This is a genomic window from Massilia sp. CT11-137, assembly GCF_047302885.1.
In the GTDB taxonomy this organism is placed as follows: Bacteria; Pseudomonadota; Gammaproteobacteria; order Burkholderiales; family Burkholderiaceae_D; genus Telluria; species Telluria orientalis.
The window spans coordinates 1,717,832-1,743,242 of the sequence record NZ_JBKYMP010000001.1 but is presented as its reverse complement, the minus strand read 5'-3'; the positions used below and the strand labels follow the sequence as shown (position 1 = coordinate 1,743,242).

Sequence of the window (25,411 nt, the reverse complement as noted above, 5' to 3'; positions counted from 1 at the left end):
TGCCCACCCTACGATATCGATATGTTCGTAGGGTGGGCACCCCGTGCCCACGCGGGCGTTTGCATTACGCCGGCATCACGCGTGGGCTCAGGGAACCATCGTCCACCCGCGTGATGCGTGTAAGATGGGCAACTCATCCATTCGTTCGCCCACCGCCTTGTCCGCCCCGCCCGCTCCCGTTTCCTTCCGCACCGCCCTGCGCTACTGGCTCAAGCTGGGTTTCATCAGCTTCGGCGGCCCGGCCGGGCAGATCGCCATGATGCATGCCGAGCTCGTCGAACGCCGCCGCTGGATTTCCGAGCGGCGGTTCCTGCACGCGCTGAATTACTGCATGCTGCTGCCGGGACCGGAAGCGACGCAGCTGGCCATCTACATCGGCTGGCTGCTGCACCGCGTGCCGGGCGGGATCGCGGCCGGGGTGCTGTTCGTGCTGCCGTCGCTGGTCGTCCTGATCGCGCTGTCGTGGATCTACATGACGTGGGGCCAGGTGCCCGCCATCGCCGGGATCATGGCGGGCATCAAGCCGGCCGTCGTCGCGATCGTGCTGGCCGCCGCGTGGCGCATCGGCAGCCGGACGCTTCGCAATGGCTTGCTGGTCGGCGTCGCGCTCGCCGCGTTCATCGGCATCGACCTGCTGGGCGTGCCGTTCCCCCTGATCGTGCTCGGCGCGGCCGTGGTGGGGTTCGTCGGCGGCCGGTTGCGGCCCGCGCTGTTCGACCCGGGCAACGCCCACGCCACTGCGGCCGGCGGCGGCCCGCATCCGGCGGCACTGATCGACGACACGACGCCGACGCCGGCCCACGCGCGCTTCACCTGGCGGCGCCTGGCGACTGTCGGCGTGGCCGGCTGCGCGCTCGGACTGGCAGGCTGGGCGGGACTGGCCCTCGTCTACGGACCGGACGGCGAACTACCGCGCATGGGCGCGTTCTTCGGCAAGATGGCGCTGCTGACGTTCGGCGGCGCGTATGCCGTGCTGCCCTACGTCGTGCAGCACGCCGTCGAACAGTATCACTGGCTCGACGCCGGCCAGATGATCGACGGTCTCGCGCTGGGCGAGACGACGCCCGGGCCCCTGATCATGATCGTCGCGTTCGTCGGCTTCGTCGGCGGCTGGACCCACGCGCTGTTCGGGTCGGACGCCCGCTTCCTGGCCGGCATGGTCGCGGCTTGTGTGGTGACGTTCTTCACGTTTTTACCGTCATTCGTGTTCATCCTCGCCGGCGGACCGCTGGTCGAGTCCACGCGCGGCGACGTGCGGCTGACGGCGCCGCTGACGGCGATCTCGGCGGCCGTCGTCGGCGTCATCGCGAGCCTGGCCGTGTTCTTCGGCGCCCACGTCTTCCTCGACCACGGCGCGCCGCGCTGGGACGCGATCGCCATCGGCACGGCCGCCGCGGTGGCGTTATTGCGCTACAGAACCGGGACGATCAAGACCATCCTCGCCTGCGCCCTGGCCGGCCTTCTGCTATCGTATTGGCATGGCTGAAAAAATCATCATGGTGGCCGACGCGCGCGCGCCCGCGCTGGCCGTCCCCGACACGCTGGAGACACCGACCGGCCTGCTCGCCGACGCCCTCGGGCGGCCCCTGCACGACCTGCGCATCTCCGTCACGGACCGTTGCAACTTCCGCTGCGTGTACTGCATGCCGAAGGAAGTCTTCGACAAGGATTACGCCTACCTGCCCCACGCGGCGCTGCTCAATTTCGAAGAGATCGCGCGCGTGGCGCGGCTGTTCGTGGCCCATGGCGTCGAAAAGATCCGCCTGACGGGCGGCGAGCCGCTGCTGCGCAAGAACCTGGAGCGCCTGGTCGAACAGCTGCGCGCCATCGAGACGCCGTCCGGCCGCCCGCTCGACCTCACGCTCACGACCAACGGCTCGCTGCTGGCGCGCAAGGCGCAGACCTTGAAGGACGCGGGCCTGGACCGCGTGACCGTCTCGCTCGACGCCATCGACGACGCGGTGTTCAAGCGCATGAACGATGTCGACTTCGCCGTGGCCGATGTCCTGGCCGGCATCGACGCCGCCCACGCCGCCGGCCTCGGCCCCATCAAGGTCAACATGGTCGTCAAGGGCGGCATGAACGACGGCCAGATCCTGCCGATGGCGCGCCACTTCAAGGGCACGCCGGCGATCCTGCGCTTCATCGAATACATGGACGTGGGCGCGTCGAACGGCTGGAACATGACGGAAGTCGTGCCGTCGAGCGAAGTCGTGCGCCGCATCTCGGCCGAGATGCCGCTGGAACCGATCGGCGCCAATTACGCGGGCGAGACGGCGCAGCGCTGGCGCTATGTCGACGGCGGGGGCGAAGTCGGCATGATCTCCAGCGTCACGCAGGCCTTCTGCAGCGATTGTTCGCGCATCCGCCTGTCCACCGAGGGCAAGCTGTACACGTGTTTGTTCGCGACGCGCGGCCACGACCTGCGCGAGCTGCTGCGCGGCGGGCGCACGGACCAGGAGATGCAGACGGCCATCGCCCGGCTCTGGCGCGCGCGCGCCGACCGCTATTCCGAAACGCGCACCGTCAACACGGCGGGCCTCTCCCCGCGCGCGGCCAGCGCACAGAAAATCGAAATGTCCTACATCGGCGGATAATAATATGAACAAGGAATCCATCAGCGGCCTGATTCTCGCCGGCGGCCGCGGCACGCGCATGGGCCACGTCGACAAGGGCCTGCAGCCCTTCGGCGGCACGACCATGGCCGCGCACGTGCTGGCGCGCCTCGAACCGCAGGTGGCGACGGTCGCCATCAACGCCAACCGCAACCTCGATACGTATGCCGCGTACGGCGTACCGGTCTGGCCGGACGATACGCGGGACTACGCGGGTCCGCTCGCCGGCCTGCAGGCAGGCCTGCGCCGCTGCGCGACGACTTACCTGCTCACGGCGCCGTGCGATTCGCCGTTCCTGCCGGCCGACCTCGCGGAGCGCCTGCACGAGGGCCTGCGCGCGGCCGGTGCCGATCTCGCCGTCGCCGTCACCGAAGAAAACGGCCGGCGCCAGGTGCATCCCGTGTTCTGCCTGCTGAAGGCCGGCCTGGAGCCCGTGCTGTCGGCCTACCTCGATGGCGGCGGGCGCCGCATGGACGGCTGGTACCCGCAGATCAAGGTCACCGAGGTGCTGTTCGACGACGCCGACGCCTTCCGCAACATCAACACGCTCGACGAATTGCGCGAACTCGAACCCTTGAAAGTGCCGCGCCTGGCCGACGTGGTGAGCTGCCTGTCCGCATACGACCCGGACGCCCTGCCCGTGCGCGACGCCCAGCGCATCATCCGCGAATTCGTCACGCCCGTGCGCGCGACGGAGATGGTGGCGCTGCGCGCCGCGCTGGGCCGCGTGCTCGCGGCCGACATCATTTCTCCGATCAACGTGCCGGCCCACGACAACTCGGCGATGGACGGCTACGCGCTGCGCGGATCGGACCTCTCGGCCGACGCGCCCGCGCGCCTGCGCGTGATCGGCACCGCGTACGCCGGCCGCGCGTTCGACGGCAGCCCGCAAGCGGGCGAATGCGTGCGCATCATGACGGGTGGCGTCATGCCGGCCGGCTGCGACAGCGTCGTGCCGCAGGAATTCGTCAGCGTCGAGGGCGACACGATGGTCATCGCACCCGGCACCATCCGCACCGGCGACAACCGCCGCCTGGCCGGCGAAGACCTGAAGGCCGGCAGCGCCGCGCTACGCGCCGGCAAGATCGTGCGTCCGGCCGACCTCGGGCTGCTCGCGTCGCTGGGCGTGGCGGAAGTCCCCGTGCAGCGCCGCCTGCGCGTGGCGTTCTTCTCGACCGGCGACGAGCTGCGCTCGATCGGCCAGCCGCTGGACGAAGGCTGCGTCTACGACAGCAACCGCTACACGATCTACGGCATGCTGCAGCGCCTGGGCTGCGACCTGATCGACATGGGCGTCGTGCGCGACGATCCGCAGGCGCTCGAACAGGCGTTGCGCGACGCGTGCGAGAACGCGGACGCCATCATCACCTCCGGCGGCGTCTCCGTCGGCGCCGCCGACTACACGAAGCAGATCATGGCGCGCCTGGGCGACGTGACGTTCTGGAAGATCGGCATGCGCCCGGGCCGCCCGCTGGCCTTCGGCCGCATCGCCTCGAACGGCCGCAGCGCCTTCCTGTTCGGGCTGCCGGGCAATCCGGTGGCGGTGATGGTGTCGTTCTACTTCTTCGCGCGTGAGGCGCTGCTGCGCATGATGGGGGCCGAGGCGCCACTGGAACTGGTGCGCGCCCGCTCGGCCGCGACGATCCGCAAGAAACCGGGCCGCACGGAATACCAGCGCGGCATCCTGGCCCGCGGCGCGGATGGCCAGCCGACCGTCGCGATCACGGGGGCGCAGGGGTCGGGGATCCTGCGGTCGATGTCGGAGGCGAATTGCATGGTGGTACTGCATGACGAACAAGGTACGGTGCAGGCCGGCGACATGGTCGACGTGTTGTTGTTCGAGGGCCTGATCTAACGCCGTTGGGTGGGCTCCCCGAGCCCACGCGAAACGCCATCAAACCGCATACGTCACGCGTGGGCTCGGGGAGCCCACCCTACTCGAAATCGCCCCATCCGGGATCCGGTCCACCCGCCCAATCGATCGGATATACGCCATGACGTACGTACCGATGGATCGTCGAATACGGCCAATCGGCCGCACGCGCCACATATCCATGCCGCACCGGGTTGTAATGGATGTAATCGAGATGCCGCTCGAAATCGACATCGTCGCGGATGAGATGCTCCCAGAACCGGCGTTGCCAGATCGTTGATTCGCGATGCTTGCGTTTGGAAGCGCTACGCGAGTCTGGATCAAGCGCGACATCCGATGAGAAGCGTGAAACGGATCGTTTGATCAGTGACCAGCGCGTAGAAAAATCGGAGTCGCCCGCAGGTTGGGTCCAGATACAGTGGAGATGGTCAGGCATCAACACCCAGCCATCGATCGAAAACGGACGGGTTTTGCGCACGTCATCGATCGCGCGACGTAACGATCGTCGAATCGTTGGGTGGCACAGAATGGGGCGTCGGTGATAGGTGACGAGCGTAAAGAAGAACGTATTGCCGATTCGGGTTCGTCGATAGTAGGTCATCACCCCATCGTACGCCACGGATCAACAGCCATGCCGGCGGTCGATCAAACGTACGCGTGGGCACGGGGTGCCCACCCAACGATAATCGTAGAGTGGACACCCCGTGCCCACGATTCAATCGTCGTTGTCCACGCTTTGCCCGCCCAACATCAGTTGCGCCGCCTCGCTCGGCAACGCCTCCACCGACTTGAGCTTGCGCGCCATCTGCCGGCTGCGCACCTCGGCGCTTTCGATGTTCTTCGCGGCGCGTTCCAGCGTGAGCTTGGTCTGCGCCAGCACGTCGCCGAACTTGCCGAATTCCGTCTTCACGGCGCCCAGCACCTGCCACACTTCCGACGAGCGTTTTTCCAGCGCCAGCGTGCGGAAGCCCATTTGAAGGCTGTTGAGCAGCGCCGCCAGCGTCGACGGCCCCGCGATCGTCACGCGCAAGGTGCGCTGCAGGTCGTCGGCCAGCCCCGGGCGGCGCATCACTTCCGCGTACAGGCCCTCGGTCGGCAGGAACAGGATGGCGAAATCCGTCGTCGCCGGCGGGGCCACGTATTTTTCGCAGATGGTCTTCGCTTCGCCGCGCACGGCGCGCTCCAGCTCCGCGCCCGAGCGCGCGACACCGTCGGCATCGCCCTGCTCGGCCGCTTCCAGCAGGCGTTCGTACTGCTCCTTGGGGAACTTGGCGTCGATGGGCAGCCACAGCGGAGGACCGCCGTCGATTGAGCCCGGCAGCTTGATCGCGAATTCCACGCGCGCGTTCGAACCGCGCACGGTCTCGACGTTTTTCGCGTACTGGTCGACCGTGAGGATCTGCTCGAGCAGCATCTCCAGCTGCACCTCGCCCCACGTGCCCCGCGTCTTCACGTTGACGAGCACGCGTTTCAGGTCGCCCACGCCAACGGCCAGCTGCTGCATCTCGCCCAGGCCCTGGTGCACCTTTTCCAGCCGGTCGGACACTTGCCGGAACGATTCCGTGAGGCGTGTCTCCAGCGTCGCGTGCAGCTTTTCGTCGACGGTCTGGCGCATCTCTTCCAGGCGCCTGGCGTTATCGTTCTGCAGGTCGCGGATCTTGGCCTCGAGCGTCGCGCGGATCTCCAGCATGCGCTGCGCGTTCGATTCCGTCAGGTTCGCGAGCGCGCCGTTCAAGGTGTCGGAAAAGCGCTTGAGCGCGCGCGCCTGTTCCTCGCGCCCGCCCTGCGAATTCAACTGGATCTGCTGGCGCATGCCGTCCAGCTGCTGCACGGTGGCGGCCTGGTTCTGCGCGAGATGCGCGGCCAGTTCCTGGCGCGTGGACTGGGCGCTGGTCTGCAATTCCTGGCGCAGCTCGCGCTCCAGGCGTTCGAAGGCGTGGCGCTCATCGCCGCCGCGGCGCGCGCGACTCAAGAGAACGACCTGCAGGCCGAGCACGGCCAGCAGCGCCACGGCGAGCACGATGAATTCAAGCGTTGGCATATTAATGCGGACGGTTCCGCATCCAGTCGGCGGTCTGGTAGAACGACTGCATCAGCGCGAGGCGCAATTCGTAGTCGTAGCCGAGATCTTCCAGCGCCATCGCCATGCAGCGCAGCCACTGGTCGCGCTCGGACGTGCCGATGGCGAACGGCAGGTGGCGCGCGCGCAGCATCGGGTGGCCGTAGCGTTCGATAAAGAGGTTCGGCCCGCCCATCCAGCCGGACAGGAACATGAACAGCTTCTCGCGCGAGCTGTCATTGGGGACGGGGTGCATCGCGTGGATGCCGGCGAAATCCGGCTCCAGTTGCATCAGGTCGTAGAAACGGTCGACCAGTTCGCGCAGGCGGGTTTCGCCGCCGATGATCTCGTACAGGCTGCGCGTCTCTTCCTGCGCGTCCTGGGACTCTTGGGGTGCGTTGGTATCGGACATCCGTCCATGATAGCGCAACGCACGCACCACTGGAACGTCAAGCTTCCCTGAGTGTCTGCAACGGTGGCTGCCGCAACACATTGCGCAGGCCGAGCCAGCCGCCGACGAGCGCGCACACGGCGCCCACGACCAGCCCCGCGCCCCACACGGTCGGATCGAACGTCCACGGGAACTTGAACTGGTACCTGGCCAACGCCCAGCCCAGCGCCGCCGCGCCCGATGCCGCCAGCAACCCGGACAGGCCGCCGACCAGCATGAACTCGATACGCTGCGCCTGCGCCAGCTGGCCGCGCGTGGCGCCCAGCGCGCGCAGCAGGCCCGCTTCGCGCGTGCGCTCGGCCTGCGATCCCATCAGCGCCGCGTACAGCACCAGCACGCCCGAGGCCAGCGTGAACATGAACAGGAATTCCACCGCCACGACGACCTGGTCCAGCACTTCCTGCACCTGCCGGATGATGCCGCTGACGTCGATGACGGTGAGATTCGGCCACGCGCGCGTCAGCGTGTTGGCCAGGCCGATGCCGCGCGCGGCCAGGTGGAACGCTGTCATGTACGTCGTCGGCGCATCCTTCATCGCGGCCGGGTTGATGATGACGAAGAAGTTCGCCCGCATCGATCCCCATTCCAGCTTGCGCAGGCTCGTGATCTGCGCGTCGACGATCTGGCCGCCCATGTCGAAGCGCATCGTGTCGCCCAGCTTCAGGCGCAGCGTGTTCGCGAGGCCCTGCTCGACCGAGGCTTCGGCCACGCCCGGCGCGTCGCGGTACCAGCGGCCCGCCACGATCTCGTTCGTCGCCGGCAGGTCCGCCGTCGAGGACAGGTTGAATTCACGCTCCGCGAGGCCTTTCGCCCGCTCGTCCGTGTACGTGGTCGCGGTCACCGCGTTGCCGTTCACGGCGACGAGCCGGCCGCGGATCATCGGATACAAGGTCGGGTCGGGCACGCCGGCCGCGCGGATCGTGCGGGCGACACCGTCGCGCTGGTCGGGCTGGATGTTGATGATGAAGCGGTTCGGCGCATCGGGCGGCGTCGCCGTGCGCCACGCGGACATCAGGTCGCCGCGCACGACGGTCAGCACGAGCAGCGCCATCAGGCCCAGCGACAGCGACACGATCTGCACGACCGTCGCGCCGGGCCGCCGCTGCAGCGACGTGATGGCGAAGCGCCACGCCTGGTGGCGGAACGCGCCGCGCAGGCGGCGCAGCGACAGCAGCGCGAGCCAGCCGACGAGCGCGAACAGGCCGAACGCGCCGACGAAGCCGCCGGCCGTGAGCAGCGCGAGCTGCAGGTCGCCGGCCTGCCACAGCAGCAGCCCGACGAAGACGGCCGCGCCCAAGCCGTACGTGGCCAGCGCGAGCGGCTTCGGTGCCGCCTGCTCGCGCCGGATCACGCGGTTGTGCGGCACGTTGCGCAGCTGGAGCACGGGCGGCAGCGCGAAGCCCACGAGCAGCAGCATGCCGGTGGCGATGCCCTGCAGCGCGGGCAGCAGCGACACGGGCGGCAGCTCGGTGGGAACCAGGCCTTTCACCATCTCGAGCAGCACGAAGTGCGCGCCGAAGCCGACCAGCACCCCGAGCACGCTGCCCGCGAGGCCGACGATGACGAACTCGATGAGGAACAGCGCGCCGACCTCGTTCTGCGTCATGCCGAGGCAGCGCAGCATCGCGCAGGCGTCGAGGTGGCGCTGCATGAATCGGCGCGCGGCCATCGCGACGGCCACCGCGGCCAGCATTGCCGACAGCAGGCCGACGAGCGACAGGAAGCGCTCGGCGCGGTCGATCGTCGAGCGCATTTCGGGACGGCCGTTTTCCAGCGTCTCGATGCGCACGCCGCGCACGTTGTCCGCCGCGATCCGGCCGCGCAGCCAGCGCTCGTAGCCGGCGATCGCGGCCTGGTCGTTCGGCGACTTCGCCGCCACCTGCATGCGGTACGTGACGCGCGCATAGTTGTCGACGAGGCCAGTCGCTTTCAGGTCGGACAGCGCCAGCATCACGCGCGGCGCGAAATTGGCGAACGAGGCGCCGCGGTCCGGCTCCGACGCGATCAGGCGCGCGACCTTGAAAGGCTTGTCGCCGAGCTGGATCGTCGAGCCGACCTTGATCCGCAGCGGCGGCAGCAGGTTGACGTCGACCCATACCGTGCCCGGCGCGGGGGTGTCGTGCGTGATGTCGCCGAGGGCTTCGCTCGCATCGAGCGTGCTCGTCGTCACGCGCATGGCGCCGCGCAGCGGATAAGTCGTCGACACGGCCTTCACCGACGCCAGCAGCGCCTGCGACGCATCGCCCTGCCCGGACTGCGCCATGCTGGGGAACGTCACCGTGTCGGCCAGCAGCAGGCCGCGCCGCGCCGCTTCGTCGCGCCAGTCCTGGCGCAGCGGCTGGTCGGCGTTGACGAGCAGGTCGGCGCCCAGCAGCTGGCGCGCGTCGCGGTTCAGGCCCGCGCGCATGCGGTCGACGAAGAAGCCGACGGCCGCCAGCGCCGACACGGCGACCACCAGCGCCACCAGCAGGAACCGCAATTCGCCGGCACGCCAGTCGCGTGCGGTCATGCGCAGGGATTGGATCAGCATGGCGGTTACGCGGCCTGTGCGGCGTCGAAGAAGGCGTCCACTTCGGCCAGGTACGCGCGCTTGCGCTCGGGCTCGAGGAAGGCGGCGGCGAAGCTGTTCTTCGCCAGTTGGCGCGCGTGATTCACGCCGAGCGGCAGTGCGTCGAACGCGGCCAGGTAATTGTCGTTGATATAGCCGCCGAAATAGGCCGGGTCGTCGGAATTCACGGTGGCGGCGAGGCCTTCGTCGAGCAGGCGGCGCAGGTTGCTGTCGCCCATCACGTCGAACACGCGCAGCTTGATGTTCGACAGCGGACACACGGTCAGCGCCATCTGTTCGCGCACCAGGCGCGCCGTCAGGTCGGCATCCTCGAGGCAGCGCACACCGTGGTCGATGCGCTCCACGTTGAGCACGTCGAGCGCACTCTCGATGTACGCCGGCGGCCCCTCCTCGCCCGCGTGCGCGACGAGGTGCAGGCCGAGGTTGCGGGCGCGCTCGAACACGCGCGCGAATTTTTCCGGCGGGTGGCCCACCTCGGACGAGTCGAGGCCCACGCCGATGATCTTGTCGCGAAACGGCAGCGCTTCTTCCAGCGTGGCAATGGCTTCTTCCTCGGACAGGTGGCGCAGGAAGCACATGATCAGGGTGGCGCTGATCGGCCCGTCCTGGCAGGCGCGCCAGATGCCGTCGACGACGGTCTGGAACGGCACGCCGCGCGCCGTGTGGGTCTGCGGGTCGAAGAAGATCTCCGCATGGCGGACGTTGTCCGCGGCGGCACGGCGCAAGTAGGCCATCGTCATGTCATAAAAGTCCTGCTCGGTCAGCAGAACACTTGCGCCTGCGTAATATATATCCAGGAACGACTGTAGATCGGTGAAAGCGTACGCTTGACGCAACGCTTCGACCGATGCATACGGAAGAGACACACCATTTCTTTGCGCGAGCTCAAAAATCAGCTCGGGCTCGAGCGAGCCTTCGATGTGGATGTGCAATTCTGCTTTCGGCATCGCCTGCAACATATGGCGCAGCTGTTCGTTCAGCATGGGATCTCCGCGTTGAATCGGTGGAATGGAATCAGGCAGCCAGTGTAGCGCATCGATGCAACCCTCTCATTTCACTGAAGAATTCCTGATATGTCCATACACGATACGCGTGCGCCACTGCTTAGCAAGATGGTGCACTATTTACTTAACGATTAATAAACATGATCGTGGCTGACGGGATCAAAAGTCTTGGTTGGAAACCATGTCCGAAATACCAAAAAAGGTGTAAAGGCGTGGTTCGCAATGATCTTAAAAAAGGTTATTTCCTTATTCGTTACAAGGACTTGGAAAGGCCGGATACACGTGCACGACACTGTTTTGACTTCGAGAACTAATAGGCAGATAATAAATTTCATAAGCGTAAGAAGACGCTCTCAGCGGGCGCTAACAAACCGGCGAGGGGCCTCGCCACCCGCCTGGATCCACAACGGCGGGTACCACGAGGCTCCGGTCAAAACCGGATGAGAACAAGAACATCGCCCTTCGTTTTGTGTCAGATCTTCTGACCTCCAAATCCAGACGGCGACCCCAACAAGAACGCTTTGGGGGATCTCGAAAACCGCCGCGAGCGGCAGCAGTTTTGTTCGAGAAGCGCAGCTGTACGCTGGTACAGCGAGCATCGCAGGACAAAAATGCAACGCGCAGCAGGTTTTCGACGTCCCACCTGCCAAGACCGGGCTTGGGCGGCAGTCTCAGTCAGCCGCCAGACGTGATCAGTGTTAGCACATTAGAGGACATTCACATGACCATTTTTGATAACTACGCAGCCCGCTATGAGCGTACCCGGGAAGAGGAATACTCCCTGTCTGAGTACCTTCAGCTTTGCAAAAAAGATCCCCTGACTTACGCCAGCGCTCCCGAGCGCATGCTGGCCGCAATCGGCGAACCCACCCTGGTCGACACCCGCCTCGACCCGCGCCTCTCGCGCATCTTCGCCAACAAGGTCATCAAGGTATATCCCGCATTCCGCGAGTTCTACGGCATGGAGGAAGTGATCGAACAGGTCGTTTCCTATTTCCGCCATGCGGCCCAGGGCCTGGAAGAGCGCAAGCAGATTCTTTATCTGCTGGGGCCGGTCGGTGGCGGTAAATCGTCGATCGCGGAAAAACTCAAGCACCTGATGGAACAGGTGCCGTTCTACGCGCTGAAAGGCTCGCCGGTGAACGAATCGCCGCTCGGCCTGTTCAACGAGGACGAGGACGGCGCCATCCTCGAAGAGGACTACGGCATCCCGCGCCGCTTCCTGCGTGCGGTGCCGAGTCCGTGGGCAGTCAAGCGGCTGCATGAATACGGCGGCGACATCAGCAAGTTCCGCGTTGTCAAACGCTATCCGTCCATCCTGAAGCAGATCGCGATCTCGAAGACGGAACCGGGCGACGAAAACAACCAGGACATTTCCTCGCTGGTCGGCAAGGTCGACATCCGCAAGCTCGAAGACTATGCCCAGGACGATCCGGACGCCTACAGCTACTCGGGCGGCCTGTGCCTGGCGAACCAGGGCCTGATGGAATTCGTCGAGATGTTCAAGGCGCCCATCAAGGTCCTGCACCCGCTGCTGACGGCCACGCAGGAAGGCAACTACAAGGGCACCGAGGGCTTCGGCGCGATCCCGTTCGAAGGCATCATCCTGGCGCACTCGAACGAATCCGAGTGGAAAACCTTCCGCAACAACCGCAACAACGAGGCATTCCTCGACCGTATCTATATCGTCAAGGTGCCGTACTGCCTGCGCGTGTCGGACGAGGTCAAGATCTACGACAAGCTGCTGCGCAATTCCTCGCTCGACAAGGCCCCCTGCGCCCCGGGCACGCTGCGCATGATGGCCCAGTTCGCGATCCTGTCGCGCCTGAAGGACCCGGAAAACTCGAGCATCTATTCGAAGATGCTGGTGTACGACGGCGAGAACCTGAAGGACACCGATCCGAAGGCCAAGTCGCTGCACGAATATGTCGACTACGCCGGCGTGGACGAAGGCATGAACGGCCTGTCGACCCGCTTCGCGTTCAAGATCCTGTCCAAGGTCTTCAACTTCGACAACACCGAAGTGGCGGCGAACCCGGTGCACCTGCTGTACGTGCTGGAGCAGCAGATCGAACGGGAACAGTTCCCGGGCGAGACCGAGCAGCGCTACATGTCCTATATCAAGGAACACCTGGCGAACCGCTACGTCGACTTCATCGGCAAGGAGATCCAGACGGCCTACCTGGAAAGCTATTCCGAGTACGGCCAGAACATCTTCGACCGCTACGTCACGTTTGCCGACTTCTGGATCCAGGACCAGGAATTCCGCGATCCGGACACGGGCGAAAGCTTCGACCGCGAAACGTTGAACGCCGAGCTCGAGAAGATCGAGAAACCGGCCGGCATTTCGAACCCGAAGGATTTCCGCAACGAAATCGTCAACTTCGCGCTGCGCGCGCGGGCGACGAACGGCGGCAAGAATCCTGCGTGGACCAGCTATGAGAAGTTCCGCACCGTGATCGAGAAGAAAATGTTCTCGAATACCGAGGAACTGCTCCCGGTGATTTCGTTCAACGCGAAAGCCAGCGCGGAAGATGCGACCAAGCATGCCGACTTCGTGGCCCGTATGGTCGAAAAAGGCTATACGCCCAAGCAGGTCCGCCTGCTCTGCGAGTGGTACTTACGCGTAAGGAAGTCCTCGTAAAGGCCATCGCAAAACCAGGAGCGTGGGGCGGGCGGTGGAGCGCCCGCCGGGCAGGACCGGTCGACCGGCACGCAGCCGGTCACCGGAATCCGCGACGCCAACCACGTGACGACGCGGCGCGTTATATTATGTAAGGACCGGGAAGAAATCCGGCCCGCCGCGACTTTCAGCAGGAGGCCTGTTTTGACTTACCTCATCGACCGACGCTTGCAGGGCAAGAACAAGTCTGCGGTCAACCGCGAACGCTTCTTGCGCCGCTATAAGGCGCAAATCAAGGATGCGGTGGGCCGGGCGATCAAGGGTCGCTCGATCACCGACGTAGAGAATGGCGAGAAGGTCTCGATTCCCGTCAAGGACGTGAGCGAGCCGCATTTCGGACACGCCCATGGCGGCGTGTGGGAGACCGTCAACCCCGGCAACACGGAATACCAGAAAGGCGACACGATCAACCGCCCCCGCGGCGGTGGCGGCGGCGCCGGACGCGGCCGTGCGGGCAACAGCGAGCAGACGACCGAAGACGATTTCATCTTCGAGCTGTCCCGCGAAGAATTCATGAATTACTTCTTCGAAGACCTCGAGCTGCCGAACATGGTCAAGACGCAGTTGACCCAGGTCGTCGAATACAAGAACCAGCGCGCCGGCTACAACATCTCCGGCACGCCGTCGAATATCCACGTGCTGCGCTCCCTGCGCGGCGCGCTCGGCCGGCGCATCGCGGTGGGCGGTCCGTCCCGCAAGCAGTTGACGGCGCTCGAGCACCAGTTGCGCGACCTGCGCGAACAGGGTGCGGAGGACGACGATCCGCAGGTGATCGAACTGAAGCACAAGATCCATCACCTGCACACGCGCCTGCTGGCGATCCCGTTCATCGACCCGATCGACCTGCGCTACAGCAACCGCATCAAGATCCCGAAACCGTCCACGGCAGCCGTCATGTTCTGCATCATGGACGTGTCCGGATCGATGGATGAAAGCCGCAAGGACACCGCCAAGCGCTTCTTCATCCTGCTGTACCTGTTCCTCAAGCGGGTCTACGAACACATCGACGTCGTCTTCATCCGCCACCACACGGCGGCGGCCGAGGTCGACGAAAACGAGTTCTTCCACTCGCGCGAATCGGGCGGCACGGTCGTGTCGTCGGCGCTGCACCTGCTGAACAAGGTCATCACGGAACGCTACAGCAACGGCGACTGGAACAGCTACGTGGCCCAGGCCTCGGACGGCGACAACTGGGACAACGACTCCGTGCTGTGCAAGCAGATCCTGACCAACGCGATCATGCCCATGGTCCAGTACTACACGTATGTCGAGATCACCGACGGCCCGCCCCAGAACCTGTGGGAGCAGTACGCCGAGGTGGCGGCCGATCACCAGAACTTCGCCATGCAGAAGATCGTGACGCCGGCGGACATCTATCCGGTGTTCCGCGAATTGTTCAAGAAGCAGCCCAAGTAGCGAGGCCCGCTATGCCAAGAGATCCCAACAACCCGCGCGCCCTGCCCGAGCAGTCGGAATGGACGTTCGACCTGATCGAACAGGCGCACGAGGAAATCCGCCGGGTGGCCAGGAAGTTCGGCCTGGACACCTATCCCAATCAGCTCGAGATCATCACGGCCGAACAGATGATGGACGCGTACACGTCCGTCGGCATGCCCGTCTCGTACAACCACTGGTCGTTCGGCAAGCATTTCCTGACGACGGAAAAGAGTTATAAACGGGGCCAGATGGGCCTCGCCTACGAAATCGTCATCAACTCGAATCCCTGCATCGCCTATCTGATGGAGGAAAACAGCCTGACGATGCAGGCGCTCGTGATCGCGCACGCGGCATATGGCCACAATTCCTTCTTTAAAGGCAATTACCTGTTCCGGACCTGGACCGATGCCGACGCCATCGTCGACTACATGGTCTTTGCGAAGAACTATATTGCCGAGTGCGAACAGCGGCACGGCATCGACGCCGTCGAGGAATTGCTCGATTCCTGCCACGCGATCCAGAACTATGGCGTGGACCGGTACAAACGGCCGGCCAAGCTGTCGGTCGCCCAGGAAGCGGCGCGCCAGAAAGAGCGCGAGGAATACATGCAGTCGCAGGTCAACGAGCTGTGGCGCACCTTGCCGCGGCGCGAGGAACAGATCAAGGACCAGCCGCCGCCCCGCTTCCCGCCCGAGCCCGAGGAAAACCTCCTCTACTTTATCGAGAAGTACGCCCCGCTGCTCGAACCGTGGCAGCGCGAGCTCGTGCGGATCACGCGCAAGATCTCACAGTATTTCTACCCGCAGCGCCAGACCCAGGTCATGAACGAAGGCTGGGCGACCTTCTGGCACTACACGATCCTGCAGGAGCTCTATAAAGAAGGGATCGTCGGCGACGGGTTCATGCTGGAATTCCTGCAGAGCCATACGAACGTCGTTTACCAGCCGCCGGCCACGAGCCCCTATTACAATGGCATTAATCCGTATGCCCTCGGGTTTGCGATGATGACGGACATCAAGCGCATCTGCGAAGAGCCGACGGACGAGGACAAGGCCTGGTTCCCGGACATCGCGGGCAGCGACTGGCTCAAGACGCTCGACTTTGCGATGCGCAATTTCAAGGACGAGAGCTTCATCGCCCAGTACCTGTCGCCCAAGCTGATCCGGGAATTCCACTTCTTCGCCGTGCTGGACGACGACCGCAGCGACAAGCTGACGATTTCGGCCATCCACGACGAGGCCGGATACCGCTACGTCCGCCAGCAACTTGCCGATCAGTACAATATCGGCAACCGCGAGCCGAACATCCAGGTCTGGCAAGTCAACACGCGGGACGACCGTGCGCTGACGCTGCGTCACACCCAGTTCCAGCGCCGCCCCCTGAACCAGCAGGCGCATGAGGTCCTGAAGCACGTCGCACGGCTATGGGGCTTCGATGTGCGCCTCGAGACCGTTGACCCATCCGGGCGTGTCGTGAGCAGCCTGGAGTGCCGTCGCGAGAAGCGCGCGCGTTACTGACCTTCCGGCCCGCGCTACTCGGCGCGGGCATTTTTTCTTCCATCCTGTTGACATCATCTTCCCCTTGTGATGTAGTTCAACTAACATCTGACGTGGCGAATGAGCCATATCAAGTGCCTGTATCGACATAAGGACTTGTTATGACTGGCCCCTTTTATCCGGGGTCAAAACCGCTTCAACAGTACGCCCTCGCGCTTGGAACTTCGATATAGTTGGCAGAAACGCCATGATAATTTCTTATTATATTTGCTGAGCTGCAAAATAGGCATGGAAAATTCGGCGTTTCGAGGGCAGCAGCCTTATCTTCCACACATTATGAAAGGGGTCCGCTCAACATTGCAAAACAACTAACTTCCACCTCCATCGGCATACCCGCGCCCCTTCTTTATTGATCACTTTCTTTGCCTGTTTTTACAGACAAATAGGCTCTCTTTGAGGGCGTAAAAATGTATGTGCAAAAAAGAATTCGTAGGTATAATTCGCCGATGTCCCGGATGCGGCTCTTAGCTTTTTGTCGTGTTTTGTGGGTTTAGTAGCAACAAAAAAAGGTTGGTATTGGAGAAAGCAGGATGAATTTTTCGCATGAGAAGAACCCCGGGAAGAATTTGACTGGTATCGCCGTTGTCATCGTCTTGCACCTGGTCGTTGCTTACGGGATCGTTACTGGTCTCGGCAAACGCATGGTCAGCAAGATGGCCGAGGCAGTGGAGACCAAGATCATTGAAGACGTAAAACCGCCGCCACCTCCGGAGACGCCGCCCCCGCCGCCGCCGCCGGAAATGAAAGCGCCGCCTCCGCCGTTCATCCCGCCGGTGGAAGTGCAAGTGCAAACCCCGCCGCCGCAGCAAAATGTGATCGCTAACACGACGCAGGCGAAACCGGCGACGACCGAAATCGTGAAGGCACCGCCGGCGCCTCCGACACCGGCACCGGTAGCCAAGCCGGCCGGTCCGGCCCGCACCCCGGCAGTCGCAGACTTCAATACGTGCTCGAAGCCGGAATATCCGAAGTCGTCGCTGCGTAACGAAGAAACGGGTGTGTCGACCATCTCGTTCCTGATTGGTTCGGACGGTGGTGTGAAGGATTCCAAGGTCACGAAGTCCAGCGGCTTCCGCGACCTGGATAAGGCTGCTCAGGTGGCACTGGGCAAGTGCCGGTTCAAGCCGGCAACTGAGAACGGCCAGGCCATCGAGTCCTGGCAGCCGGTTCAGTACGTCTGGACGCTGGAATAACCAGAGACAGCGTATCGTCTCAAAAGCATGATTTTCGTTGTTATTAGTTCAGCGAACTGTTCATTTTAAATTTTTGGAGGAAGCATGTTTAAGAATACCCGTTTGTCCGCTACCGTAGCGGCTCTCCTGTTCTCGGTCACTGCGGCATCGGCACTGGTGTCCGCTCCGGCCTTCGCCGACGCTCCGGCCTCGGCAGCAGCGAGCGCACCGGCAGCGGCACCGGCGGCTGACGCAGCAGCACCGGCAGCCGACGCTGCCGCTTCGGCACCGGCAGCGGCTCCGGCAGCTGGCGGCGAAGCCAAGAAAGAAGAAGTCGAGAACCCGTTCGGTATCCAGGCTGTGTGGGAAGGCGGCGTCGTCTCGCGTATGACCCTGATCATCCTGGCCATCATGTCGATGGGTTCCTGGTACATCATCGTCACCAAGCTGCTGGACCAGATGAAGATCTTCAAGCAGTCGAAGGAAACCAACCAGAAATTCTGGAAAGCACCGTCGATCGCTGCCGGCTCGGCTCAACTGACCGAAGGCTCGCCGTTCCGCTTCATCGCTGAAACCGGCACCAAGGCAACCCAGCACCACGACGGCGCCCTGCTCGAGCAGATCGACCTGTCGACCTGGGTGACCATGCAGATCCAGCGCGCCGTGGACAAAGTCCAGTCGCGTCTGCAGGATGGCCTGTCGTTCCTGGCAACCGTCGGCTCGACCTCGCCGTTCATCGGTCTGTTCGGTACCGTCTGGGGTATCTACAACGCACTGACCAACATCGGTATGACCGGTAACGCGTCGATCGACAAAGTGGCAGGTCCGGTGGGTGAAGCACTGATCATGACCGCATTCGGTCTGTTCGTTGCAGTTCCGGCCGTTCTGGGCTACAACTGGCTGGTCCGTCGTAACAAGACCGCAATGGAAGACGTCCGTTCGTTCAGCGCAGACGTGCACTCGGTCCTGATCTCGGGCGCAATGCACACCTCCGAAGCTGCACGTGCTCAAGGCGCCGCTGCTAAAAAGGTTGGCTAAACCATGGGCATGAGTGTTGGCTCCGATAGCGGAGATGAAGATGCAGTGATGTCAGAGATCAACACCACGCCCCTCGTGGACGTGATGCTGGTTCTCCTGATCATCTTCCTGATCACCAGCCCGGTTGTCCTCCACCTGCAGAAGATTAACCTGCCGATCGAGACCAACCAGGTTGTCAAAACCACGCCGGAAGACGTGAACATCGTCGTCAACAAAGATGGCGAGATGTACTGGAACCAGAAGCACCTGGCCAACACCGACGAACTGTTCGATTTCCTGGCCAAGGAATCGGTGAAAGTGCCCCAGCCGGAAGTGAAGATTCGTGGCGACCAGCAAACGCGCTACGAATTCATCGGCAAGGTGTTGTACACGGCCCAGCGTGCCGGGATTCAGAAGGTCGGTTTCATCACCGAACCGCCTGATAAGGGCTGATCCACCAGGACGCAACCCGCCAGCGTGATAGCGGTTTCGACCGCTGTCACGCTGGTTTCCCAAGATTTGAAAGGAAACACCATGGGTATGAACGTTGGTTCGTCCGGAGCTAAAGGAGCAGATCCGGAACCGATGATGGAAATGAACATGACGCCGCTGATCGACGTCATGCTGGTGCTGATCATCATGATGATCATCACCATTCCAAAGCAAAACCATTCGGTTAACTTGAACATGCCGGTTGGCAATCCGCCGCCGCCGACCAAGGAACCGGTAGTGATCACGATCGACGTGGACTTCGACGGTACCGTCCTCTGGGACAACCAGCCCGTCCCGGATCGTGCCACCCTGGAAGCGAAGCTCGCCAATGTGGCAGCCCAAGCTGATCAGCCGGAAGTGCACCTGCGTCCGAACAAGCTGGTCGAGTACAAGGTTGTCGCTGGCGTGATGGCATCGGCCCAGCGTCTTGGTGTCACCAAGATCGGTATGGTCGGTAACGAACAGTTCCAGTAATCGCTTTGGCTATAATGAACACGGCAGGGTTTCCCTGCCGTGTCTATTTTGAATGAGAGAATTTCGATAATGGCTAAATTCCGCCTCGCACACCTCGGCCTCGTAGCGGCCGCCCTCGGATTCACCGCCGCCGCTCCGGTGGTCGGCCTGGCCCCGGTCTACGCCGCGGAGGTCCTCCGTCCCGAAATCGGCAAGCCGCTGCAGGAAGCCCAACAACTCATGAAGTCGGGCAAGAACAAGGAAGCCCTGGCAAAGCTGCGCGACCTCGACAAGGTCGGAGGCAAGTCGGCCAACGAGACGTACCTGATCGAACGCACCCGTGCCGGTGCCGCTTCGGCCGCCGGCGATTACGACACGGCCGCCAAGTCCTTCGAATACCTGATCGGTTCCGGCAAGCTGAGTGCGACCGAAAAAGCCCAGTTCTCGGAAGGCCTGATCGGCATCTACATGCGCGCGGGCGACCTGGGCAAGGCCAACGCCGCCATCGAACGCCAGCTGAAGGAGCGCGACGATCCGAAGCTGCGCGCCTACCTGATGCAGAACTATTACAAGCAGGGCAACATCCAGGCACTGGAGAATGAACTGCGCACGGCCGAGAAGAACGGCCGCCTGAGCGAAGACCAGTTGGGCATGCTGGCCAACATCCAGCTCAAGAAGAACGACAAGGCCGGCTACGTCAACACCATCGAGAAACTGGCCGCCAACTATCCGAAGGCCCAGTACTGGACCGACCTGCTGAACCGCGTGCAGAGCAAGCCGGGCTTCTCGGGCCGCCTCTCCGTGGACATCTACCGCCTGAAGCTGGCCAACGGCCTGCTGAAGAAGCCGAGCGAATACATGGAAATGGCCCAGCTCGTGCTGCAGGCCGGCGCGCCGGCTGAAGCCCTGAAGGTCATCGACAAGGGCTACAAGGCAGGCGCACTGGGCACCGGCCCGGACGCCGCGCGTCACCAGCGCCTGAAGGACCTGGCCGAAAAGAGCCTGGCCGACCAGAACAAGAACCTGGCCGCGACCGAAGCGCAGCTGGTCAAGGACGCCGACAACGACGGCCTCGCATCGCTGGGTTACGCACTGGTCCAGTCCGGCCAGGCCGACAAGGGCCTGAAGATGCTGGAAGCAGCGTCGAAAGCCAAGGACCTGAAGCATCCGGAAGACGTCAAGCTGCACCTGGGCGAAGCGTATGCCGTCGCCGGCAAGAAGCAGCAAGCCATCAACACGCTCAAGACCGTCCGCGGTACCGATGGCACGGCGGAAGTGGCCCGTTACTTCATCATGGCGATCAACAAGCCGATCTCCGGCTGATCGCCCTGCCCCGGGCTGAACAAAAAGCGCAGTCTGCGTCACGCAGGCTGCGCTTTTTTTATTCGGGGCAACGCTACCTCATCCGCCGCGGCAAAGGCGTTGCGCTGTGCAACATGCCCTTTGCCGTATAATCTGGTATTTCGCCTAGAAGCACGAACCATCCAATGAAGGTATTTCGCGGACTTCCCAACGACAGGGCACGCGCGCCCTGCGCGCTCACGATCGGCAACTTCGACGGTGTCCACCGCGGGCACCAGGCGCTGCTGGCCCACGTGACCGCGAGCGCCCGCAAGCTCGGGCTGGAAGCCGCCGTGATGACGTTCGAACCTCATCCCCGCGAATATTTTGCGCAGCGCAGCGGCGACCTGTCGAAGGCGCCGGCCCGCATCGCCAACCTGCGCGACAAGCTGGAATCGCTGGAACACGCCGGCGTCGACCGCGTCATCGTCGAACACTTCAACGAGCACTTCGCCTCGATGTCGCCGGACGAATTCACGCGGCGCGTGCTGGTCGACGGCCTGCACGTGAAATGGCTGATGGTCGGCGACGACTTTTGCTACGGTGCCCGCCGCGCCGGCAACGTCGCCCTGCTGGCCGAAGCCGGCCAGCGCTACGGCTTCGAAGTGCACAGCCTGCCGGCCGTGCTGCACGACTCCACCCGGATCTCGTCCTCGGCCGTGCGCGCCGCGCTCGCGGCCGCCGATTTCGACGCCACGCGCGCCCTGCTGGGCCACCCGTATTCGATGTCCGGCCACGTGATCCACGGCCAGAAACTGGGCCGCACGCTGGGCTTCCCCACGCTGAACCTGCGGGTCGCCCACCGCCCCGCCCTGGCCGGCATCTTCGTCGTACAGGTGCACGGCCTGGCCGACCAGCCGCTGCCGGCCGTCGCCAGCCTCGGCGTGCGTCCGACCGTCGAGGACGCTGGCCGCATGCTGCTGGAAGTCCATGTCTTCGACTGGAACCAGCCCTGTTACGGCAAGCTCGTGCGCGTGGAATTCCTCACCAAGCTGCGCGACGAAGAAAAATACGTCGACCTCCCCACACTGACGGTCGCCATCGAGCGCGACGCCCAGCAGGCACGCGCCTGGTTCGCCCGGCGCGCCGGCGCCCTCACGGCCACCGACCGAATTTGACCGGGACTTTTGCAGTCCCGACGACGCCAAGGACGGCATAACAGCCTGCCGTCCCGTCATCACGAATAACAGCAGTCCACTTTAGAAATCACCATGTCCGATACCAAGCAAGGCCAGAAAGGCCAACAAGGCAACAAGAAGCCGGAGAGCAAATACCCGGTCAACATGACCGACACCCCCTTCCCGATGCGCGGCGACCTCGCCAAGCGCGAGCCGGGCTGGGTCAAGCAATGGCAGGACAAGAAGATCTACGAACGCGTCCGCAAGGCGGCCGCCGGCCGTCCCCGATTCGTCCTGCACGACGGTCCGCCGTACGCGAATGGCGACATCCACCTGGGCCACTCGGTCAACAAGATCCTCAAGGACATGGTCGTCAAATCGCGCACCATCGCCGGCTTCGACGCGCCGTACGTGCCAGGCTGGGACTGCCACGGCATGCCGATCGAGATCCAGATCGAAAAACAGTTCGGCAAGAACCTGCCGACGGCCGAGGTGCTGCAAAAGGCCCGCGCCTACGCGCTCGAGCAGGTCGACCGCCAGCGCGCCGGCTTCATCCGCCTGGGCGTGCTGGGCGAATGGGACAATCCGTACCTGACGATGAACTTCAGTAACGAGGCCGACGAGCTGCGCGCCCTCGGCACGATGCTCGACAAGGGTTACGTCTACCGCGGCCTGAAGCCCGTGAACTGGTGCTTCGACTGCGGCTCGGCACTGGCCGAGGCGGAAGTGGAATACCAGGACAAGCGCGACCCCGCGATCGACGTCGGCTTCCCGTTCGCGGAACCGGACAAGGTCGCGCAGGCGTTCGGCCTGGACGCGCTGCCCGCGGGCGACGGCTTCATCGTGATCTGGACGACGACCCCGTGGACGATCCCGTCGAACCAGGCGCTGAACGTGCATCCGGAAGTGACGTACGCGCTCGTGAAAGCCGATCGCAACGGCCAACCGATCCTGCTGATCGTGGCGAACGACCTGGCCGAAAGCGTCCTGCAGCGCTACAAGCTGGAAGGCGGGATCGTCGCGACGACGACCGGCGACAAGCTGGGCGGCCTCCGCTTCAAGCACCCGCTGCACGCGGCCGATCCGTTCTACGACCGCACGTCGCCCGTCTACCTGGCCGAGTACGTGACGACCGACAGCGGCACCGGCGTCGTCCACTCCGCGCCGGCCTATGGCCTGGAAGACTTCCAGTCCTGCAAGGCGCACGGCATGAAGGACGACGAGATCCTGAAGCCCGTGATGGGCGACGGCCGCTTCGCCAGCACGCTGCCGCTGTTCGGCGGCATGACGATCTGGGAAGCATCGAAGCCGATCTGCAACGCCCTGTCCGAAGCCGGCGCCCTGTTCGAGCTGAAGATGTTCGACCACAGCTACATGCACTGCTGGCGCCACAAGACGCCGATCGTCTACCGCGCGACGAGCCAGTGGTTCGCCGGCATGGACGTCAAGCCGAAGGACGGCGGCCCGACCTTGCGCGAATCCGCGCTGGCCGGCATCGCCGAGACGCAGTTCTTCCCCGACTGGGGCCAGGCGCGCCTGCAGGGCATGATCGCCAACCGTCCGGACTGGACCCTGTCGCGCCAGCGCCAGTGGGGCGTCCCGATGGCCTTCTTCCTGCACAAGGAAACCGGCGACCTGCACCCGCGCACGCCGGAGCTGCTGGAGCAGGTGGCCAGGCTGATCGAACAGGGCGGCATCGACGCCTGGCACAAGCTCGACCCGCGCGACCTGCTGGGCGATGAAGCCGCGATGTACGAAAAGAACCGCGACACGCTGGACGTGTGGTTCGACTCGGGCACGACGCACCAGACCGTGCTGCGCGGCTCGCACGCGGCGCAGTCGCACTTCCCGGCCGACCTGTACCTGGAAGGCTCGGACCAGCACCGCGGCTGGTTCCACTCGTCGCTGCTGACGTCGTCGATGCTGAATGGCCGTCCGCCGTACAAGGCGCTGCTCACGCACGGCTTCACCGTGGACGAACATGGCCGCAAGATGTCGAAATCGCTCGGCAACGTGCTGTCGCCGCAAAAGATCAGCGACACGCTGGGCGCCGACATCCTGCGCCTGTGGGTCGCGTCGACCGACTATACGGGCGAACTGGCGCTGTCCGAAGAGATCCTGAAGCGCGTGACGGAGGCATATCGCCGCATCCGCAACACGCTGCGCTTCCTGCTCGCGAACACGTCGGACTTCGATCCGGTCAAGAACGCCGTGCCGGCGACCGAGCTGCTCGAGATCGACCGCTACGCGTTGGCCGAGACCGCGCGCCTGCAGGATGACGTGGCCAAGCACTTCGAACGCTACGAATTCCACCCGGTCGTCGCGCGCCTGCAGAACTTCTGCTCGGAAGACCTGGGCGGCTTCTACCTCGACATCCTGAAGGACCGCCTGTACACGACGGGCGTGAACTCGCACGCGCGCCGCTCGGCGCAGACCGCGCTGTGGCACATCGCGCATTCTCTGCTGCGCATCATGGCGCCGATCCTGTCGTTCACCGCGGAGGAAGCGTGGGCCGTGTTCGCGGGCGAGCAGGCCTACAAGGACAGCGACGAGACCATCTTCACGCAGACCTTGTGGACCTTCCCGGCGATCGCGGACGGCACCGCGCTGCTGGACAAGTACGCGCTGCTGCGCGCCGTCCGTGCCGACGTCACCAAGCAGCTGGAAGAAGTGCGCGCATCCGGCGCGATCGGCTCGTCGCTGCAGGCGGAACTGGCGCTCAGGGCGGCCGGCGACAAGTACGCGACGCTGGCCAGCCTGGACGACGACCTGAAGTTCGTGTTCATCACGTCGCAGGCGACCGTCGAACAGGTCGCCGACGCCGCGGAGGAAGCCGTCACCGTGACGCCGTCCGCGGCCGCCAAGTGCGAGCGCTGCTGGCACTACCGCCGCGACGTGGGCCATGACCACGCGCATCCGGGCCTGTGCGGCCGCTGCACGAGCAACCTGTTCGGCAGCGGGGAACAGCGCCGCTTCGCCTGACGTACCAGCGCCCCGGGCCGCGTGCCCGGGGTTTTACCTTTACGACCATCGACATGGCCAGCAAAAAAAAACCAACATTCTCCGCCGTCTCGTCGCGCTCGGGCGGCAGCCTGACGCCGTGGCTCGGCATCGCCTTCATCGTCATCCTGCTCGACCAGATCAGCAAGATCACCATCACGCGCACCTTCATGCACGGCGAAGAGAAGTCCATCACGAGCTTCTTCAACCTGGTCCTCGCGTATAACAAGGGGGCCGCATTCAGCTTCCTGTCCGACCAGGGCGGCTGGCAGCGCTACCTGTTCGCCGGCATCGCCATCGCGGCCGTCGGCTTCATCATCTACCTGCTGCGCAAGCACGCGGGCCAGCGCATGTTCTGCTGGGCCCTCGCGCTGATCATGGGCGGCGCCCTCGGCAACCTCGTCGACCGCGTCGCCTACGGCCACGTGATCGACTTCCTCGACTTCTACTGGCGCGGCGTCGGCCACTTCCCGGCTTTTAATATCGCGGACACCGCGATCACGATCGGCGCCTTCCTGTTCATCATCGATGAGCTGCGCCGCGTGAACAAACACTGAGCACGGAGGAACCA

General features: G+C 64.0%; 19 protein-coding genes. 14 read left to right on the top strand and 5 right to left on the bottom strand.

The window, feature by feature from the left end; translation table 11 throughout:
* Positions 1 to 124: 124 nt before the first annotated feature.
* The 3 genes from chrA to glp are packed head-to-tail and all read left to right on the top strand — an operon-like array spanning position 125 to position 4,470.
* Entirely contained in the window at positions 125 to 1,486 is a 1,362-nt protein-coding gene (chrA, locus tag ACEN98_RS07765; RefSeq protein ID WP_413383187.1) for a chromate efflux transporter, read from the top strand.
* Positions 1,479 to 2,597 (top strand): GTP 3',8-cyclase MoaA, encoded by a 1,119-nt coding sequence (gene moaA / locus ACEN98_RS07760; protein WP_413383185.1) that lies wholly within the window; start codon positions 1,479 to 1,481, stop codon positions 2,595 to 2,597. The genes chrA and moaA overlap by 8 nt, the downstream gene beginning before the upstream one ends.
* Positions 2,598 to 2,601: 4 nt before the next feature.
* On the top strand, positions 2,602 to 4,470 hold the full coding sequence (gene glp / locus ACEN98_RS07755; RefSeq protein ID WP_413383183.1) for a gephyrin-like molybdotransferase Glp: 1,869 nt from the start codon (positions 2,602 to 2,604) through the stop codon (positions 4,468 to 4,470).
* A gap of 79 nt (positions 4,471 to 4,549) precedes the next feature.
* Here the strand turns inward: glp and ACEN98_RS07750 are convergent, their stop codons facing one another.
* From ACEN98_RS07750 to ACEN98_RS07730, 5 genes are all read right to left on the bottom strand, one after another.
* A complete protein-coding gene (locus ACEN98_RS07750; RefSeq protein WP_413383181.1) occupies positions 4,550 to 5,089 on the bottom strand; it encodes an REP-associated tyrosine transposase in 540 nt (179 codons plus the stop codon).
* Between the two features lie 114 nt (positions 5,090 to 5,203).
* Entirely contained in the window at positions 5,204 to 6,529 is a 1,326-nt protein-coding gene (gene rmuC / locus ACEN98_RS07745; RefSeq protein ID WP_413383179.1) for a DNA recombination protein RmuC, read from the bottom strand.
* Between the two features lies 1 nt (position 6,530).
* Complete coding sequence (locus ACEN98_RS07740) at positions 6,531 to 6,959, bottom strand: group II truncated hemoglobin (protein ID WP_413383177.1); 429 nt, start codon at positions 6,957 to 6,959, stop codon at positions 6,531 to 6,533.
* 37 nt (positions 6,960 to 6,996) lie between these two features.
* Positions 6,997 to 9,528, bottom strand: a complete 2,532-nt coding sequence (locus ACEN98_RS07735) for an ABC transporter permease (protein WP_413383175.1) — start codon at positions 9,526 to 9,528, stop codon at positions 6,997 to 6,999.
* A 5-nt stretch (positions 9,529 to 9,533) separates the two neighbouring features.
* Positions 9,534 to 10,550 (bottom strand): adenosine deaminase, encoded by a 1,017-nt coding sequence (locus ACEN98_RS07730; protein WP_413383173.1) that lies wholly within the window; start codon positions 10,548 to 10,550, stop codon positions 9,534 to 9,536.
* 742 nt (positions 10,551 to 11,292) lie between these two features.
* Between ACEN98_RS07730 and ACEN98_RS07725 the strand changes: the two genes are divergently transcribed.
* The 11 genes from ACEN98_RS07725 to lspA all read left to right on the top strand — a co-directional run bounded on the left by ACEN98_RS07725 (position 11,293) and on the right by lspA (position 25,397).
* Entirely contained in the window at positions 11,293 to 13,215 is a 1,923-nt protein-coding gene (locus ACEN98_RS07725; protein ID WP_036233941.1) for a PrkA family serine protein kinase, read from the top strand.
* Positions 13,216 to 13,398: 183 nt separating this feature from the next.
* Positions 13,399 to 14,670: a YeaH/YhbH family protein gene (locus ACEN98_RS07720; protein ID WP_413338370.1), complete on the top strand. Its 1,272-nt coding sequence runs from the start codon at positions 13,399 to 13,401 to the stop codon at positions 14,668 to 14,670.
* Between the two features lie 11 nt (positions 14,671 to 14,681).
* Entirely contained in the window at positions 14,682 to 16,208 is a 1,527-nt protein-coding gene (locus ACEN98_RS07715) for a SpoVR family protein (protein ID WP_025511494.1), read from the top strand.
* A gap of 569 nt (positions 16,209 to 16,777) precedes the next feature.
* Positions 16,778 to 17,440: an energy transducer TonB gene (locus tag ACEN98_RS07710; RefSeq protein ID WP_413383171.1), complete on the top strand. Its 663-nt coding sequence runs from the start codon at positions 16,778 to 16,780 to the stop codon at positions 17,438 to 17,440.
* An 84-nt stretch (positions 17,441 to 17,524) separates the two neighbouring features.
* Complete coding sequence (locus ACEN98_RS07705) at positions 17,525 to 18,457, top strand: MotA/TolQ/ExbB proton channel family protein (RefSeq protein WP_200948780.1); 933 nt, start codon at positions 17,525 to 17,527, stop codon at positions 18,455 to 18,457.
* Positions 18,458 to 18,460: 3 nt separating this feature from the next.
* The gene (locus ACEN98_RS07700) at positions 18,461 to 18,889 is read left to right on the top strand and encodes an ExbD/TolR family protein (protein WP_371767846.1); all 429 of its coding nucleotides are present in this window, start codon (positions 18,461 to 18,463) and stop codon (positions 18,887 to 18,889) included.
* Between the two features lie 81 nt (positions 18,890 to 18,970).
* The gene (locus ACEN98_RS07695; protein ID WP_200948779.1) at positions 18,971 to 19,402 is read left to right on the top strand and encodes an ExbD/TolR family protein; all 432 of its coding nucleotides are present in this window, start codon (positions 18,971 to 18,973) and stop codon (positions 19,400 to 19,402) included.
* Positions 19,403 to 19,471: 69 nt separating this feature from the next.
* Positions 19,472 to 20,704: a hypothetical protein gene (locus tag ACEN98_RS07690; RefSeq protein ID WP_413383169.1), complete on the top strand. Its 1,233-nt coding sequence runs from the start codon at positions 19,472 to 19,474 to the stop codon at positions 20,702 to 20,704.
* Between the two features lie 164 nt (positions 20,705 to 20,868).
* On the top strand, positions 20,869 to 21,840 hold the full coding sequence (locus tag ACEN98_RS07685; protein ID WP_413383167.1) for a bifunctional riboflavin kinase/FAD synthetase: 972 nt from the start codon (positions 20,869 to 20,871) through the stop codon (positions 21,838 to 21,840).
* Positions 21,841 to 21,933: 93 nt separating this feature from the next.
* Positions 21,934 to 24,822 (top strand): isoleucine--tRNA ligase, encoded by a 2,889-nt coding sequence (ileS, locus tag ACEN98_RS07680; RefSeq protein WP_413383165.1) that lies wholly within the window; start codon positions 21,934 to 21,936, stop codon positions 24,820 to 24,822.
* 53 nt (positions 24,823 to 24,875) lie between these two features.
* Positions 24,876 to 25,397, top strand: a complete 522-nt coding sequence (lspA, locus tag ACEN98_RS07675) for a signal peptidase II (RefSeq protein ID WP_413338381.1) — start codon at positions 24,876 to 24,878, stop codon at positions 25,395 to 25,397.
* The last annotated feature ends 14 nt before the right edge of the window (positions 25,398 to 25,411 follow it).

Bases quoted from the DNA above. Each gene is read 5' to 3' on its own strand.
- ileS (WP_413383165.1), top strand. From the start codon at position 21,934: ATGTCCGATACCAAGCAAGGCCAGAAAGGCCAACAAGGCAACAAGAAG.
- ACEN98_RS07750 (WP_413383181.1), bottom strand. From the start codon at position 5,089: ATGACCTACTATCGACGAACCCGAATCGGCAATACGTTCTTCTTTACG.
- ACEN98_RS07695 (WP_200948779.1), top strand. From the start codon at position 18,971: ATGGGTATGAACGTTGGTTCGTCCGGAGCTAAAGGAGCAGATCCGGAA.
- ACEN98_RS07685 (WP_413383167.1), top strand. From the start codon at position 20,869: ATGAAGGTATTTCGCGGACTTCCCAACGACAGGGCACGCGCGCCCTGC.
- ACEN98_RS07705 (WP_200948780.1), top strand. From the start codon at position 17,525: ATGTTTAAGAATACCCGTTTGTCCGCTACCGTAGCGGCTCTCCTGTTC.
- moaA (WP_413383185.1), top strand. From the start codon at position 1,479: ATGGCTGAAAAAATCATCATGGTGGCCGACGCGCGCGCGCCCGCGCTG.
- glp (WP_413383183.1), top strand. From the start codon at position 2,602: ATGAACAAGGAATCCATCAGCGGCCTGATTCTCGCCGGCGGCCGCGGC.
- ACEN98_RS07740 (WP_413383177.1), bottom strand. From the start codon at position 6,959: ATGTCCGATACCAACGCACCCCAAGAGTCCCAGGACGCGCAGGAAGAG.
- ACEN98_RS07730 (WP_413383173.1), bottom strand. From the start codon at position 10,550: ATGCTGAACGAACAGCTGCGCCATATGTTGCAGGCGATGCCGAAAGCA.
- ACEN98_RS07725 (WP_036233941.1), top strand. From the start codon at position 11,293: ATGACCATTTTTGATAACTACGCAGCCCGCTATGAGCGTACCCGGGAA.
- ACEN98_RS07700 (WP_371767846.1), top strand. From the start codon at position 18,461: ATGGGCATGAGTGTTGGCTCCGATAGCGGAGATGAAGATGCAGTGATG.
- lspA (WP_413338381.1), top strand. From the start codon at position 24,876: ATGGCCAGCAAAAAAAAACCAACATTCTCCGCCGTCTCGTCGCGCTCG.
- chrA (WP_413383187.1), top strand. From the start codon at position 125: ATGGGCAACTCATCCATTCGTTCGCCCACCGCCTTGTCCGCCCCGCCC.
- ACEN98_RS07735 (WP_413383175.1), bottom strand. From the start codon at position 9,528: ATGCTGATCCAATCCCTGCGCATGACCGCACGCGACTGGCGTGCCGGC.
- rmuC (WP_413383179.1), bottom strand. From the start codon at position 6,529: ATGCCAACGCTTGAATTCATCGTGCTCGCCGTGGCGCTGCTGGCCGTG.
- ACEN98_RS07690 (WP_413383169.1), top strand. From the start codon at position 19,472: ATGGCTAAATTCCGCCTCGCACACCTCGGCCTCGTAGCGGCCGCCCTC.
- ACEN98_RS07710 (WP_413383171.1), top strand. From the start codon at position 16,778: ATGAATTTTTCGCATGAGAAGAACCCCGGGAAGAATTTGACTGGTATC.
- ACEN98_RS07715 (WP_025511494.1), top strand. From the start codon at position 14,682: ATGCCAAGAGATCCCAACAACCCGCGCGCCCTGCCCGAGCAGTCGGAA.